10 protein-coding genes and 2 pseudogenes are annotated in these 14,145 nt (G+C 57.7%); 4 read left to right on the top strand and 8 right to left on the bottom strand.

The window, feature by feature from the left end:
- Positions 1–23: 23 nt before the first annotated feature.
- The 3 genes from NKJ09_RS26295 to NKJ09_RS26285 all read right to left on the bottom strand — a co-directional run bounded on the left by NKJ09_RS26295 (position 24) and on the right by NKJ09_RS26285 (position 3,794).
- Positions 24–848, bottom strand: coding sequence for a FecR family protein (locus NKJ09_RS26295; RefSeq protein ID WP_352494290.1), 825 nt, complete (start codon positions 846–848; stop codon positions 24–26).
- Positions 845–2,116 (bottom strand): tetratricopeptide repeat protein, encoded by a 1,272-nt coding sequence (locus NKJ09_RS26290; protein ID WP_352494289.1) that lies wholly within the window; start codon positions 2,114–2,116, stop codon positions 845–847. Before NKJ09_RS26290 ends, NKJ09_RS26295 begins: the two co-directional genes overlap by 4 nt.
- A 490-nt stretch (positions 2,117–2,606) precedes the next feature.
- Positions 2,607–3,794, bottom strand: coding sequence for a magnesium transporter (locus tag NKJ09_RS26285; protein WP_352494288.1), 1,188 nt, complete (start codon positions 3,792–3,794; stop codon positions 2,607–2,609).
- A gap of 632 nt (positions 3,795–4,426) precedes the next feature.
- Here NKJ09_RS26285 and NKJ09_RS26280 point away from each other — a divergent pair.
- Positions 4,427–4,681: pseudogene (locus tag NKJ09_RS26280) on the top strand (sugar phosphate isomerase/epimerase); the annotation flags it as partial.
- A 285-nt stretch (positions 4,682–4,966) separates the two neighbouring features.
- Here NKJ09_RS26280 and NKJ09_RS26275 read toward each other — a convergent pair.
- Positions 4,967–5,221, bottom strand: coding sequence for a helix-turn-helix transcriptional regulator (locus NKJ09_RS26275; RefSeq protein ID WP_352494392.1), 255 nt, complete (start codon positions 5,219–5,221; stop codon positions 4,967–4,969).
- Positions 5,222–5,367: 146 nt separating this feature from the next.
- Here NKJ09_RS26275 and NKJ09_RS26270 point away from each other — a divergent pair, with 146 nt between their 5' ends.
- Positions 5,368–6,102: a hypothetical protein gene (locus NKJ09_RS26270; RefSeq protein WP_352494287.1), complete on the top strand. Its 735-nt coding sequence runs from the start codon at positions 5,368–5,370 to the stop codon at positions 6,100–6,102.
- A gap of 102 nt (positions 6,103–6,204) precedes the next feature.
- Here the strand turns inward: NKJ09_RS26270 and NKJ09_RS26265 are convergent, their stop codons facing one another.
- From NKJ09_RS26265 to NKJ09_RS26250, 4 genes and pseudogenes are all read right to left on the bottom strand, one after another.
- On the bottom strand, positions 6,205–8,679 hold the full coding sequence (locus tag NKJ09_RS26265; RefSeq protein ID WP_352494286.1) for a calcium-binding protein: 2,475 nt from the start codon (positions 8,677–8,679) through the stop codon (positions 6,205–6,207).
- Positions 8,680–9,457: 778 nt separating this feature from the next.
- Positions 9,458–9,694 (bottom strand): annotated as a pseudogene (locus tag NKJ09_RS26260) (glutamine--fructose-6-phosphate transaminase (isomerizing)); the annotation flags it as partial.
- Positions 9,695–9,704: 10 nt separating this feature from the next.
- Complete coding sequence (locus NKJ09_RS26255) at positions 9,705–10,073, bottom strand: VanZ family protein (RefSeq protein ID WP_352494285.1); 369 nt, start codon at positions 10,071–10,073, stop codon at positions 9,705–9,707.
- A 420-nt stretch (positions 10,074–10,493) separates the two neighbouring features.
- On the bottom strand, positions 10,494–11,324 hold the full coding sequence (locus NKJ09_RS26250; RefSeq protein ID WP_352494284.1) for an O-methyltransferase: 831 nt from the start codon (positions 11,322–11,324) through the stop codon (positions 10,494–10,496).
- A 301-nt stretch (positions 11,325–11,625) separates the two neighbouring features.
- Here NKJ09_RS26250 and NKJ09_RS26245 point away from each other — a divergent pair, with 301 nt between their 5' ends.
- Together NKJ09_RS26245 and NKJ09_RS26240 are read left to right on the top strand one after the other, a co-directional pair.
- Complete coding sequence (locus tag NKJ09_RS26245) at positions 11,626–12,921, top strand: hypothetical protein (RefSeq protein ID WP_352494283.1); 1,296 nt, start codon at positions 11,626–11,628, stop codon at positions 12,919–12,921.
- Positions 12,914–13,930: an acyltransferase family protein gene (locus NKJ09_RS26240; protein WP_352494282.1), complete on the top strand. Its 1,017-nt coding sequence runs from the start codon at positions 12,914–12,916 to the stop codon at positions 13,928–13,930. Before NKJ09_RS26245 ends, NKJ09_RS26240 begins: the two co-directional genes overlap by 8 nt.
- Positions 13,931–14,145 lie beyond the last annotated feature (215 nt).

Below are 14,145 nucleotides of genomic sequence, written 5' to 3'. Positions count from 1 at the left end.
AGGCTCATGTCGTGCGGCCAGGCCTAATCGCAGTAGTAGCAGCAACCCTCACCCTCACACTCGCCCTTATTCACGCCGCCGCCCACAGGTGGCGTTGGGGTGTCGGGGAACTCCATGACCACTCCTGGCAATGCGCCATCGGTGGAGTCGCAGACTTTGAGCGAGCCGCCGAGTGCCGACGCACAAAGCGCGCTTACATCCAGTCCCGGACCCGGTGCGCCTGGCAGGCCGGTGCCGGCAATCCGGTCGATGCTGTCCAATATCGGGAAGGTGTCGATTCCGCCGTAGCCGGTCAGCAGCTTGCCATCTTCCGATGTGCAGGCGTAGCCCGGGTTTGTGATGACCAGCCGTTTCCCATTGATCGTGCAGGTCATGCGGCCGGCGCGCAGAATGCCGACGGTCTGGCCGGCTGCCACCAGCACTTCGATGATGCCGCCTCTGGCTCCGAGCACCATATGCGGCGTCGCAACCTGCATGACGCCGCCTTTCGAAACCTGGCCGCCATAGAACCGGGCCAGGCCGCTGTTCATCCCGATGTCGATCTTTCCCGATCCGGAGCCCGGATTGTAGACGAATTCATCGATCGTCAGGCTGGTGTTCGGACCAATCTTGGCGCTCGATTCATCCCGGAACACCAGCATTCCAAGACCGGTGGGATTGCTGCGCAGCTGGTCGCCGAGTTCGACGCCGGCACCAACGTTCATTGTCCCGCCGTTGTTGCGGACGATGTTGGTCTGATAGGCCGTCATCGACCCGACCGTGTCAGCGGCGGATGGTGCCGCGAAGGCAAGGCAGGCGATAAAAATGGCGATCTGACGGTACGGGGTCCTCATCGCGGCCTCTTTCAATTGAGCGTCAACGTATAGCTCATGAGCATTTCGAACGATTTTCGGTTGCGGTTGGCGATGTCGAAGTTGGTTTCGCGATAGGCGAGATCGACGCTGATCTTCTGCGACTCCGTCAGCTGAAAATCGCTTTCCGAGGCAATGCGCCAGAAGTCGCTCTTGATACTTGTGCCGATGCCGACGGACAGATCGGGAGCGTCGCTATGTCCGGCCGAGAAGGCGACCTGGTGCGACCATGCGAAAAGATCCGGTACATTCATCAACAGGCCGCCATAGCGGACCTCGCCTGTGTAGCTGCGGCCGATTTCAGATCCGGAGGCGAAGTCATTAGAGCCGACAAAGCGCAGTCCGAGCGCCTGGCCATTGCGGAAGCGGTAGCTGCCGCCTGCCTCATAGAAAACCCTGCTATCGACGAAAATGCCTTGCGAGGCGCTTAGATCGATGTAGCCGCCACCGGCGAAGAGCGTCGTCTCGACCGTCGGGCGTACAAGAAAGCGCCCACTGACGCCGATGCCGGTTTCCTGGATATCGCTGTCGAAGCGATCCGTAACTGTGAAGGCGGAAAGCAGCAGGCGCAGCGAATCGATCCCACTGTTGGGCAGCCCCTTGTCCCAGGTGATCGCGGCGTTGCCGTGGATGAAGGTCTCCTTGCTACCCGGAACCGACAGGTCTTCCGTGAAAAAACGCTGTGTCGCCGTCAATGACCCCGAAAGGACGAGAGCGTCGGCGCTTGGCGTGCCGAGGTCCCACCGGACAAAGCCTTCCGCCCGCCCATAGGGCGAGACGAAGCTGTCGTCGTCTTGCGCCCCGCCCGGCTCAAAATCGGTAAATGCGCTGAACACGCCGCCGGTCAGGGCGAGTTCCCAGGTGACGCCGCGCAACGCGCGATCGATGCGGGCGAGCAGGCGAGCAGCTTCCTGCTGCTCACTTGCGGACAAGCCACCGACTTCGATGCCGTACTGCACCTGCCGCCGGGCCAATTCATAGGAGCCGACATGATAATACAACCGGCTGGCCGCCAGCCGAGCGCGCGCATCGCGGGGATATTTGATCAGATACTGCTCGATCGAGGAGATCGCCTGATCGTATTGTCCCGCGTTGACGGCAACTGTGACGAATTGGGCGAGCGTTCCATTGTCGGCCGGACTGGCTATGCGGGCCGAAAACGCATCGTCATAGGCCGGAAAGAGACCCTGCGCGCCGGCCGGCAATACGCCGGTACAAAGCAGCGCCGCGGCGAAGCCGAAGATAGCTGGAAACGAAGATTGCATGCCGAGAACCCACCCCAAACCCGACTAGTGCGAAGGATTTAGCACGACTACAAGAAAAAGGCGACTGAACTGTCACCAGACCATGCGAGTCTCAGCAGCTGTTGCAGCTGCGCAACAAATTATCGGGTTTATTCCTATTTCGGCTGCGCTGGTTGTCAAAACATCTTCTCAGCGTTGCTGTACGTAATTGAAGTATTCGTCACCAGTGGCAACTAACTCAAATCATCATCAGTGGCGGATCGCACAGTCGACAAGATTAATATTGTTTGCGCGATTCTGCGCGTATCTGGTCACCGAATGAGGTTTCAAGGTCACCCACGGCTCATCCAAAGGTCTTCCGTCGCGTTGCGCAAGGGGTCGGAGAGCTGCCGGAAGGTGCTTCTCACGACGTGTGCGCGATGCGGCTTGGCCTTTGCCATTTCGTTGAGCGCCAAGAGGCCAGCTTATAGGAACCTCATCTGCCCGGGGACGCGTCACCGGACGCGCCTTGCTACAGCACGAGCATGGTGGCCAGCCCCAGCATCAGGCCCATGCCTACGATATCGGTCACGGTGGTGAGGAAGATCGCCGAGGCGACTGCCGGATCGGCGCCGACCCGGCGCAGGCCCAGCGGGATCAACACGCCGGAGATTCCGGACATGAGGCACGATCCGGACATGGCGAGCAGGATCACAAGTGCCAGCATGGGCGCCTGGGCCGCCGACTCCGGTTGCCGCGAGGCGTAGAACCACATCGCCGCAGCCGCCACAAGACCGACGAGCACGCCGTTGGCGATCCCGAGCGCGCCCTCTCTCATCACCAGGTGCAGCTTCGGTCGTTTGTCCACATCGCCCAAGGCAAGGCCACGCAGCGTCATAGCCAGTGCCTGGCAGCCGGTATTTCCGCTCTGCCCGGCCAAGACCGGGAGGAACGCTGCCAAGGCGACGATCTTCTCGATCGTGCCTGTGAACGAACTGACCACGAAAGCGGCCATGAAAGCCGTCAGCAGGTTCAGCTGCAGCCACGGATGACGCTTCAAGAAGGCTGAAATCAGCGGCGTAAAAGAACGCTCCTCCTTCTGCACGCCCACCATCTGGCCAGACTGGGCGGAAATCTCGATGATTTGCTGCTCGAACAGCCGCCAGCCGCGAACCTGCCCGAGCAGCCGGTTCTCCGCGTCCACCACGGGATACACCGGATAATGGCGGCGTACCGCCGCCTTGCAGGCTTCGCTCAAAGACATACTGACGGGAAGGGCGAACGGTTTCGGCAGCATGATCTGATCCACGCTTGCGTCGGGTTCGCTCAGCATCAGATCGCGCAGGACTACGAGGCCAACCAGTTTGTCGCCCTCGTCCGTGACGTAGAGATAAGTGAGCTCGGTCGGCACCTGAGTGCGTCTGACGGCCTCCACTGCGGCGGCGACCGCCGTACCGACAGGAACGCTGCCGGGGATCGGGTCCATCAGCTCGACGAGCGACTCCGGGATCGCGAGGCCCTTGCCATCGCTATGAGCCTTGATAGGTCTCATATGCGGCGGCAAATGCTCCACCACCTTCCGGGCGTGCCTGTCCGGCAACAACTTTAGTGCGTCCTGGATGAGCTCGGGAGACTCACGGGCAAGCAATTCAGCCGCGTCATCAGGTGCTCGAGCACGCAGCGTGCGCACCAGCTTCTGAACGTCGTTCTCTTCCTTCATCTGTTCCCCCAAATTGCGAGTGTCTTGCCTCTGATGGTATGACACGAATCTGATCGCTCTGCCCTGGCGCAGTGCCCAAGCGACTCGATCCGGGAATCTTCGCCTTCTCCAGGCGCCGAGTAGACCGTACCCACACAAATCTGAGCCACTGCGGGGTGCATACAGGCGGGCTGTAACCTCTGCGTGTCGCCGAGAATTCAACGTGTTGCGAACTTCACCGATCTTTTCCTGGCCTCCTGCGAGCAAGCCGCACCGATGAAACGCAAACCCGGAAATTCTGCAGAGGCCTCCGGCGTTCGATTGATTTGCCTCGTCCGGCGCATCTTGCCAGTTCCACCAGCTATCGACGCTATGGCGGGTTAAGATCTGCGACTGGTTGCACAGAAGGATGTGGAGCACGAGCTCCTTCGAGGGCGATTTCATGACTGTCTGCACCAAGGCAAAAACTTCGGCAAGTTCGTTGCGCGCTCCTGGCCCTTCTTGGCTACGGCCATAATAATTCCCGCCATATGGATTGGCCCCAAGGCAGACATCTACCGGTAACTATCTGGGTCCTTGGCCTTCGCGGCCTGGCAATCAACCTTACTCAGAGCAGCCTTACGGTAAGGGCCTTCAAACACGCGGATAGCCTCAAGCAGCTGCGAGCGATGGCGTCGGTCGCAGTGCACCTGCATGTCGACGATTCCTTCGGGCGGCCGCAGGGTCGGCATCGAACCTACCTGCCGCAGGAAGAAGCGCTAGGGATAGGCGACCTGCACATGCCTCTCGGCTAGGGCGACATCGAATGGGATGGCATCTTCAACGACTTGATCTTCTTGCCTGGGACCGTCCTCATCATGGAAATCGGACCCCGCTATCGCAATGAGCAGCCCGACTGCCTAGTCTAGCCCGAGCAAAAAACCTCATCGCCCTGAACAATCGCGCTTGGCGCGGAGCGGCGGAGTAGAAGTCGGGAGCGAGATGTAGTGGCATGCGCTCAGGTTGCTGGTCGACAATAGGATGATGGCCAGCGTTTGGCTTGGCGGTCGAGGATCGGGCAGGGCGCCTGAAATTTGCAATCAGCTACCAGCCAGACCTTCGGCTGATTTCTGCTCGAAGATATGGATCTATCTATGTGACGGACTTTTGCGACAATGGGAGGTTCGTCCCAAGTAAAGGTAAGTTGTCTAAGATCAATTGCCATCAGATCGCACTGCGAGCCTTACGCCCGCCCCACCGCCATTCTCTGGGATGAATTCGATACCGGCCGCCTCCAATGCATGGCGGATCGCCGCAACATTGTTCGCATGTGGCACTCGGGCGCCTCGCTCAAAATCAACTACGGTAGGCCGTGATACCCTAGCGGCGTTCGCCAGCTCGCCCTGACTCATTCCTAACATCGCGCGAGCTCCTCGACATTGTGCGGCAGAAATTTTACCGTAAGTCAAATGCTTATCTCGTGGATTGACATTTCGCAATTTGTTGGTCAAATTGTCAAAGGCTTTACGCTGCGACAATGTTCGCGGCCGAACAGGATGTTTGCACCATCCCGTCCGGCCTAACCACAACCCCAAGCTGCTGAGGAGCTCGGATCATGGCTGATTCCGACCATACCATGACTCTGTCTTTCGTCACCCGCAGGCAAATGCTTGCGGGAGGGCTAGTTACGTCAATCGCGTTCGCGTTTGAGAAAGATGCGCTGGCCGGTAATGACGCGGTGATGAGTTTTCCCCCCGCCGATCCAGCGCTGGCGCTTTGGCGGGAGTGGCGGACAGCCCACAAGCTAACGGAGAAGCTTTGCCGTAGGCAGCAGCGCCTGGAGACGAGGCTTGTCGAGGGCGTCGGCTTTCCTTGCGCGACCGTCCGCCTTCCCAGGGGCGAGGACGTAACGATCCACTCGATCAGGGCGCTCAATGACGTGCTGGGTAGAGGGCCGGATACGGCAGCTCTGCGTCAGAAAGCCAAAGCTGATTTCGCGGCGCATCAGGCGCGCTGGGATGCGCATGCCGAGGAAATCGGCTATACCGCCGCGCTCAAGGCCGAGCGCGAGACTGGCGACCGGGCGAAGGATCTGCTGGAAGCCCTCTCGACCACCCCCGCTACGACTCTTGCGGGCGTGGCGGGCAAGCTCGATGCTGTGTTGCGGGAGGGCGAAACCTGGGAGGAATGTTCCGAGTACCCGTGGCCGCAAATCCGCTCAGCCCTCAGCGACCTGGTGCGCATCGCCCAGCAGACAATGCCCATCGCGGGGAGCAGCGTCCCAGCTTTCTCGGCATTGCCGACACGTCTGGGGTCGGCTGAGCGGGAATCCCAGTGTTCCCGGGGGTAAAAGCATCGGCCCGGAGTGGGCATCCTGTGAGCGGAAAATCCGGTGCAGAGAGAGTGAGAGCGGCGGACCGGCTTGAGCAGAAGGTCCGCCGCTCCGGGGCGTTCAGATCACAAGAAACGAACCTGCTGCAAACGACTGACCTGGAGAGAGAGTGGCGAACTGTATTTGAGATGCGCCGCCGATCCCGTCGCTGTCGAAAGAGAGCGCTCCGGTTGAGCTGTTGTAGATGATATGGTCGGAGCTGTCATGCGCGGCCGTGCCAGCAAAGAAAGCATCGGATGAAAGGCCACCCAATTTAAGCCCAGCAAAAACGGCGTCGTCGAGCTGGATCTTGTCCTGGAGCTTGTCGAAGTCGGTGATCCTGTCGATATTGCCGGCTCCAAGAGCGCTGTTGAACACGAAAGCATCATTGCCTCCGTTGCCGGTCAAGATGTCGGCACCGCCGCCTCCGTTGACGATGTTTGCGCCGGCATTTCCCTGGATGGTCTGGGCAAAGGCGTTGCCGGTTAGGTTTATTGCAGCCGTACCGGACGGGTTGGTGGTGGCGAGAAGCTCGATCTGTGAACTTGCAGAAAGCGCATGACTCACCGAGACGAGCACCCGGTCGGTTCCGCCGCCGGCCACTTCAACCACTTTGTCGCCGGCGTTGTCGACATAGTAGGTATCATTGCCAAGATAGCCGACCATGGTGTCGGCACCGCTGCCGCCATTGATGACATTGACACCGGCATTGCCCTGGATTGTCTGCGCGAACTCGTTGCCGGTGAGATTGATTGCCGTCGTCCCAGACAGCCTCGTTGTGGCGAGAATCTCGATCTCCGAGCCTGCTGAAAGGGCATGGCTCACTGCAGTGAATATCTTGTCGGCGCCGCCTCCCACCGCCTCAACGACCTTGTCGCCGGCATTGTCGACATAGTAGGTGTCGTTGCCACCATGGCCGACCATCGAGTCGGCGCCGCCACCGCCATAGATCACGTTGGCACCGCTGCCGCCAGTGATGACATTTATGCCGGCATTGCCCACGATCGTTTGAGTGAACTCGTTGCCGGTGAGATTGATGGCCTTCGTGCCGGATTCATTGTTGGTCGCGAGGGTCTCGATCTCCGAGCCGGCCGAAAGGGCATAACTCACCGAGGCGAGCACCCTGTCGGTGCCGCCGCCCGCTACCTCAACCACCTTGTCGCCAGCATTGTCGACGCCATAGGCGTCGTTGCCGCCATAGCCGACCATCATGTCTGAGCCACGGCCGCCGTTGATGATATTGGCGCCGGCGTTGCCCTGGATGGTCTGGCCAAACTCGTTGCCATTGAGGTTGATTGCCGTCGTGCCGGACGGATTGCTGGTGGCGAGAAGTTCGATTTCCGAGCCGGCCAGCAGACCATAACTCAGCGAAGCGAGCACCTTGTCGGTTCCGCCGCCCACCGCCTCGATCACCTTATCGCCGGCATTCTCGACATAGTAGGTGTCGTTGCCGGCATAGCCGGCCATTTTGTCGGAGCCGCCGAGGCCGTTGATGACATTGGCGCCGGCATTGCCCTGGATAGTCTGGGCGAACGCATTGCCGGTGAGATTGATCGCCGTGGTGCCGGACGGATTGCTGGTAGCGAGAAGCTCGATTTCCGACCCGGCCGGAAGCGCATGACTTACGGAGGCGAAAGCTTTGTCGGTACCGCCGCCGGCCGCCTCGATCTCCTTATCGCGGATGTCATCGACATAATAAGTGTCATTGCCGCCATAGCCGATCATTGTGTGGCCGCCGGCCCCGTGAAACACATCGTCGCCGCTGGTGCCATACAAGGTGTCGCTTGTGTCGACGGGAGGCGGAGTGGTCCCCGTCGTTGCAAGGTTGTGTTGCCGGAAAACGGCCTGCAGTTCCGAAGAGCTCTCAAGCGCTGTGTCGCCTCGCTGCGAACCCCAGGCGTATGCGTAGTCGAAGGCGGGTGACGGAACCAGCTTGGCCCAGTGCTCCATCATGATTTCCATCTGGGCGGCGGTGGGCACCACATATTTGCCACCCATGTCGGTGTTATACTCGCCACCTCCAAACGCCTGGTAGCCTGGAATGATCTGGCTCGTCGGGATGCCCGATGCCTGAGCGGCGGCAACGAATTTATCGATCATGTTGTAGTCGACCGGGCCATCCGTGCGGACGGGATAGACATCTATGCCGTAGTAATCGATACCCGTATTGGCGGGATTGTACGTGCCCCTAAAATCCGGATTCGCCGACGTCCCCAAGCTCATCATTGTGATGTAGGTCTTGGCGCCTGGAAAATGCTCATGGATCCAGTCGGATTCTGCCTTCAGATTCGCGGCAGAGGCGTAGGTACCCCATTGGCCGGTGGGATCCGGCTCGTCAACCAGGAAGAACCCAAATACGTTCGGATTGCCGAGGAAAGGAGTAACCTTGTCGATAAAGGATTGGGTTACGCCGTTGGCCTCGTCGAGGTAGACCAAGCCTTTCATGCCCTCTGGCAGCTCGTTGACCTGGTCAACATATTGCACGCTAGCCAGATTGAATCCGGCTTTTGCAATGTCCGTGCCGGATCCGCCCGACGTGTAATGGAGAGTCGCCATCCATAATCCCTCATTTTGATTCGATAGCGCCCCGCGAAGGTCTGCCTACTAGAAGGTGTATATTAGCGCCAAATCACATACCTGCACGCCCTGATAGAATGGTTGATCGGTGGCAGGATTGCCGCAATGTCGTGAAAGTTACCCTCCGAGCAGCCGATGAGTGGTGAAAAAAACCCACAGCGTGGCGCAAGAGTTTATCGCAGTGATATTAGATTGATATTGCGAACATATGATTGTGATTTGACTACTTTAGACGAAGTATTATATATGTGAGGGACTAAACTATGATCTTACTATATTTAATTCATATGTTAAAAATAAACTAAAGACATTTTAATCGTTTTAGAGCAGACTTTTTCGTAGCGAAAATCATACGCCTACGCAAAATTCCCAGTTATACCAAGATATCCGAAGTCATAGAATAGAATACTGAACCATGCGAGACAATCGGGTTATCCCCTACAAAATGCATTTTCCGACGGCTAATCGAGCCGACGTTTAGCTAAGGTGATAGGCCCAACCATGTTCTCTGCCGGCGACACCAATTTGTTGTGGACAATCACCTGGCAGGCGCCAGAGCACGACCAAATCATCAGCACCGACCCACCGGAAAGTCGGGTGACCCATGTCGAGCAGCACAATTCGGTACATACACAGAATGCCCCTCGTTGGGTCGGACGTGCACCGCACAGAGAGCGCGATCCGCGGATCGCCTTCCTGATCGAGCTTCCGGTTGATCTTCGTTTCTCGGCGGCAACAAACACTCGCGACCAGAAACTTACTCCACCGTCACCGATTTCGCCAGGTTGCGAGGCTGGTCGACGTCTGTGCCCATGAACACGGCGGTGAAATAGGGAAGCATGTGGGTCGGCAGCGCGTAGATGATCGGTGAGATGATTTCCGGCACGTCCGGGAAAATGATCGTCTCCATCGTCTTCACCGTAGCGTGTGCCGCGCCCTTGCTGTCGGTGGTCAGGATGATCTTGCCGCCGCGCGCCACCAACTCCTGAAGCGATAATGGCCGGTCAGGCTTCTCGTCGCGCAAGCAAACTGGTGCAACTGACGACCACCAGACCGCCCGCGATGCCAATGCAGTCGGCCGCCCAATCAAGGCCATCAATATCGCGTCTTATCACCGGTGAACCTTGAAGGAGTTCGATCACGGCACCAAGCAAAGCGAGGGAGACTATCAAAGTCGCTTTGCGGTCCGACCAACCAAGGCTTCCAACAAACATCAACACCGCGAACGCGATGCCATGATTCAGCTTGTCGTAGTGCAGGCCTATATCGAGTCCGAAGTCCTTAAGGCGAGAAACGGGAAGCAGCGCAAGCACATGAATGCCAAGCAGCGCGACGAAAAAAGTTATCCTCTCGGTGACTGAATCGAATTTCATTCTATTCAACATGATATCTGAAGAGCTGGACCAGTAGGCAAAATTGATCCACAGGAATCGTCAATCTAACATCCGAAGCGGCGCCTTCCGCCACCATCGCATCCGATGTCTCGGAAATCAACTGATGTGTTGTGGATCCCATAATCAGGAATCAAGAATTTGAGATCAGCGCCCAGAAGAGCTTGGCTCTCCACGCAATTCGCCTTGCGGCTCTGGCCTTTGTTCTCATTCTTCGCATCGAAACTTGAGATAAAGACCGATTACGCCCGCCCAGCCAACCTCTCGGACGAGCTTGAGTACCGACAGAAATTGCGACGATTCTGGGGCGGTCGGCATTTTTGGATTGTCGGTTGTAGAAGGTCCGCAAAAGCCCTCCCGCCAAACTTTCGTGCCAGGCCACGAGACAACTGCGCGTGTTGATCAAAGTTTCGCAACAACGGCCAGAGAGGTTACGTTCGAATTCAACTTTGTAGGCCACGGAAGCGCCCCCAAGGGCAAGACCGTGATACCGGCAATCTCGTTTTTTAGCCGCTCAATCGCCAGCCACGGCCCAACATTCACAGCCGATGCCGGCCATAAGGGAACACCGTTCGGAAAATAGTCGTGCAGCACGACGATGCCGCCGGGCGACAGCCGCTTTAAAGCTAGGGGCACTTCCTTGTAGACTTGGGTGGCGAGATGTAATCCGTCCAGAAATATCAGATCGAAACTGCGTTCCGTCGTGGACAGAAGGTGCTCAGAGTCGCTGGTGGTGAACTGCACGAACTCAAGTTCAAGCAGCTTACCGGCCTCACGCGGAGTGCGCAGGAGCCCGCCCGATTTCCATGGTGCTTTGGCGAGATCGTTCACGTCGATAATATCGACGGTTTCTAGCCTCTTGTCGTCCTTTGGTGCTGCGTCGTTCATGGCCATAGCTATCGCAAACGTAGATGCTCCGACACAGGTTCCGATCTCAAGGACCGAGCGCGGGCCCAAAGCCCGAACGAGATAATATAAGGCGCGTCTGTCACCTGGGTTCACGCCGCCAGTAGTCATGTCCGGGATCGGCATTACCATTTCGATGCGTTTGGACGCTTCGAGCCAGCCGTCGTTACTCTTCTCCGCTCGCATGATGCTGGCGAGGTTTATGTCGGATGCTGATTTCAGGTATTCGGTGGCAGCCTTTCCAAAATGCGGCAATTTGTAGAGCGCGCGCTTCTGCCCAACCCCCCGAATAGCCGTTTTCAACCGATTGACGGCTGATCTTACCATGATATCTTCCCCTAGCCTCCTTCGATCAACTAATATCCAACCCACCTGAAATTCACAAGTTGCCAGGTAAGGCAGAATGGAACTGCTCAGTCTGGGTGGCCGCCGCCCTGCAATTGAGCGCGGTCACCGTGAAATGCTATTTTGCCGCAGATATTATACCGAATACTATTCTATGGTTGTTTCTGGTGTGGCGCCCGCAGCGACCGAGCAGTTCTAAGTCGCGGCGCGTCTCTAGACGAACAATGCCGAAACGCGTAGGTAAAGGCTGGCTGTCGTCGATAACATCCAACGAGGATTGCGCTTGATATTCATCCTTTGGGCCGCTGTGGTGAGTACCATCATCGTCTGCCTTTTTAGCTTTCCGACAGTTTCGGTGCCATGGATCGGAGTTGCCGGGCTATTTTCCTACACCATTCCGGCGATCGTTGGGCTCACCAGCCCGGTTGTCGCACCTGGAATGCAAGGTTATTTCGCCCCGACTTCCACATATGCCACGATGGTTATGGCGATCGTATGGGTCGCATTTGGCGCTTCGATGCTAATTGCCAATGGGGTTCGGGCGATCGAGCGCGACACCGTTGGAGTACTGGCGCACCCCCGCTATATCTCGCGATTTCTCATGCTGACCTTCGTTCTCAGCGCTGGAATTTTTGCATGGTTCGTTTTGCGGCAGGGGACGGGATGGTTCCTGCAAACGCGCACCGAGGTGAGTGCCGCCGTCGGCATCGACTGGCTGATCTGGAAATGGAGCAATGCCTTAGGCCTGATAGTCGCTATCTATTTTTTCAGCTGGTCACCGCTTTGCAAACTCTACGCGCTTTACTTCGGGGCGATGATTTTGATCAACATGATCGCTGGCGATCGAACCACCCCAGTGATCGCCATGGTCGGCGTCATTGTCTCACTGAGTTGGGGGATGCCTGTTTTTCGAGCCGTGACGTCGCCCGCGGCCTGGTTCGGCGGTGGTCTGGTCCTCGCCATCATCTTCTTAGCCAAACCGTTCTACGTGGCGTTGAAAACCGGCTCTTCGTTCAGCCAAGTGTTCGGCGGGATGTCAAGTATGTCCTTCCAGATGGGGTGGGAGGCGTTCGGAACGCACGAACTGCTTGAGCGCGTTCTTGCGTTGGGGGTTCCCTATTCGGCATGGGACACTCTCCGTGATTGTCTGGCCCAATTCCTGGTGATGCCGTCTGCCTTTGGTTTCGGCAGCACCGGCTACAACGAACTGATTCAGACCCAAATCATCAGCTATGCGACTTACGGACTGGCATCGAACTTTTGGGCGCATTGGTGGTCGATGTTCGGTCTGCTTGGCGTTGTGGCCGGCGGGATGGTCTATGGGTTCTCGCTGATCGTATTGAACAACTGGATCCTACGCAGCCGGGGCATGAGCTTCTTCTTGTTCATGATGCTCGCGGCAACGCTGGGCGTCTATGCTCATCGGAACAGTCCAGAAAACATCCTCGCTCTGATGAGGCCAATCGTCCTCTCCTACGCGGCGGTTTGGGTTGCCATGTACATCGTTCCTTTGCGCGCGGCCTATCGCGGCATGATGCCTGCGATGTCGCCGGCCAGACGGATGCCCCGCCATGCGTGAGCGTAACGAGGTCATTGACGGCTTCCGTGGCATCGCCATTCTGTCGGTGATGACCTATCACTTCCTGCTGAGATGGAAGATCGGCACTGGTTTGGAGATGGACGTTCCTGGCTGGGTTTCGCTAGGAAAATTCGGCGTCGAAGTTTTCTTCGTGATTTCCGGCCTGGTGATCACGATGACGGTATTGCGCTCCGCCAATGCTTTCGAATTTGGGGTGAGGCGGCTGGCCCGGCTCTACCCGGCTTTCATAGTGGCAAGCACGTTGATTTTCATTCTGATCCAGTGTGCAGGGCCGATCGGGCCGACAATCTCGATTGCAGACTATGCCGCCAATTTTTCGATGATGGGGCGCGAGCTCGGCTTTGAGTACGTAGATGGCGTCTTCTGGAGTCTGGCCGTCGAGGTGAAGTTCTATGCCCTGGTGTTCCTGTGCTTCTTGGTGCTTGGGCAACGCTTTTGGGCCGGGCTTCTCGCGATCTCCATACTTGCCTGGCTGGTCAGCTTGGTCTCATTCAGGGTCGGCACGTACGTGCTGATCGCGCCCTACCTGCCGCTTTTCCTGGCCGGGATGGCTGTTTGGCTCGGCAGGTTCGAGGATCGCGTTCGCGATGCATGGATCGTGGCCGCAGTTGCCTTTCCGCTCTATCTGCTAAATGCCCGATTCTTCGAGACCGATCACGCACCACAGCTCGCCGTTCACCTATACATCATTCTGGTGTCTGCAACGATGATCTTACTTCTGATCTTTGCACCGACGTTACGAATGGCGCCACTGGCGTGGGTCGGGCGTATTTCCTATTCGCTGTACCTGATCCACCAAGCCTTCGGAATCACTATCATTCGAACCTTGAAGGCTGCCGGTGCGAACGACTTCGCCGCCCTCGGAACTGCGGTTGTGGTCTGCGTCGTCCTCGCGTGGTTCTCTTACCGCTTTGTCGAGGGGCCAGGCCAAAAAGCGATTATGTCGCTCTATCGCATGCGCTTCGTTCCTGCGGTTCGCACCGCCTGATGATGTATGCGACGGCCTAGGCAGCGTCGCCGTTTGGCGACTCGCAGTTAGGGGAACCTGCGTCCGCACCGTCGAGCCATCCGTGAAGGCGCAAAGAGCTACTTAGCCAGTTCTTCTGTGTTATGCCCACAGTCACGGAGGGTGGCCCTTGGCCGACTAGGAACACTGAGCGCGATGTACATCATGTCCTCGCAGTCTAGGTAATGTATTACTAC

Origin of the sequence: Mesorhizobium sp. M0189 (genome assembly GCF_040322135.1) — a bacterium.
Classification (GTDB): Bacteria; Pseudomonadota; Alphaproteobacteria; order Rhizobiales; family Rhizobiaceae; genus Mesorhizobium.
This window is presented reverse-complemented; position numbering and strand designations above follow the sequence as displayed.

What these genes read in the sequence shown, in the direction of transcription:
- NKJ09_RS26290 (WP_352494289.1), bottom strand. Translation starts at nt 2,116, where the DNA reads ATGCAATCTTCGTTTCCAGCTATCTTCGGCTTCGCCGCGGCGCTGCTT.
- NKJ09_RS26285 (WP_352494288.1), bottom strand. Translation starts at nt 3,794, where the DNA reads ATGAAGGAAGAGAACGACGTTCAGAAGCTGGTGCGCACGCTGCGTGCT.
- NKJ09_RS26270 (WP_352494287.1), top strand. Translation starts at nt 5,368, where the DNA reads ATGGCTGATTCCGACCATACCATGACTCTGTCTTTCGTCACCCGCAGG.
- NKJ09_RS26265 (WP_352494286.1), bottom strand. Translation starts at nt 8,679, where the DNA reads ATGGCGACTCTCCATTACACGTCGGGCGGATCCGGCACGGACATTGCA.
- NKJ09_RS26255 (WP_352494285.1), bottom strand. Translation starts at nt 10,073, where the DNA reads ATGAAATTCGATTCAGTCACCGAGAGGATAACTTTTTTCGTCGCGCTG.
- NKJ09_RS26250 (WP_352494284.1), bottom strand. Translation starts at nt 11,324, where the DNA reads ATGGTAAGATCAGCCGTCAATCGGTTGAAAACGGCTATTCGGGGGGTT.
- NKJ09_RS26240 (WP_352494282.1), top strand. Translation starts at nt 12,914, where the DNA reads ATGCGTGAGCGTAACGAGGTCATTGACGGCTTCCGTGGCATCGCCATT.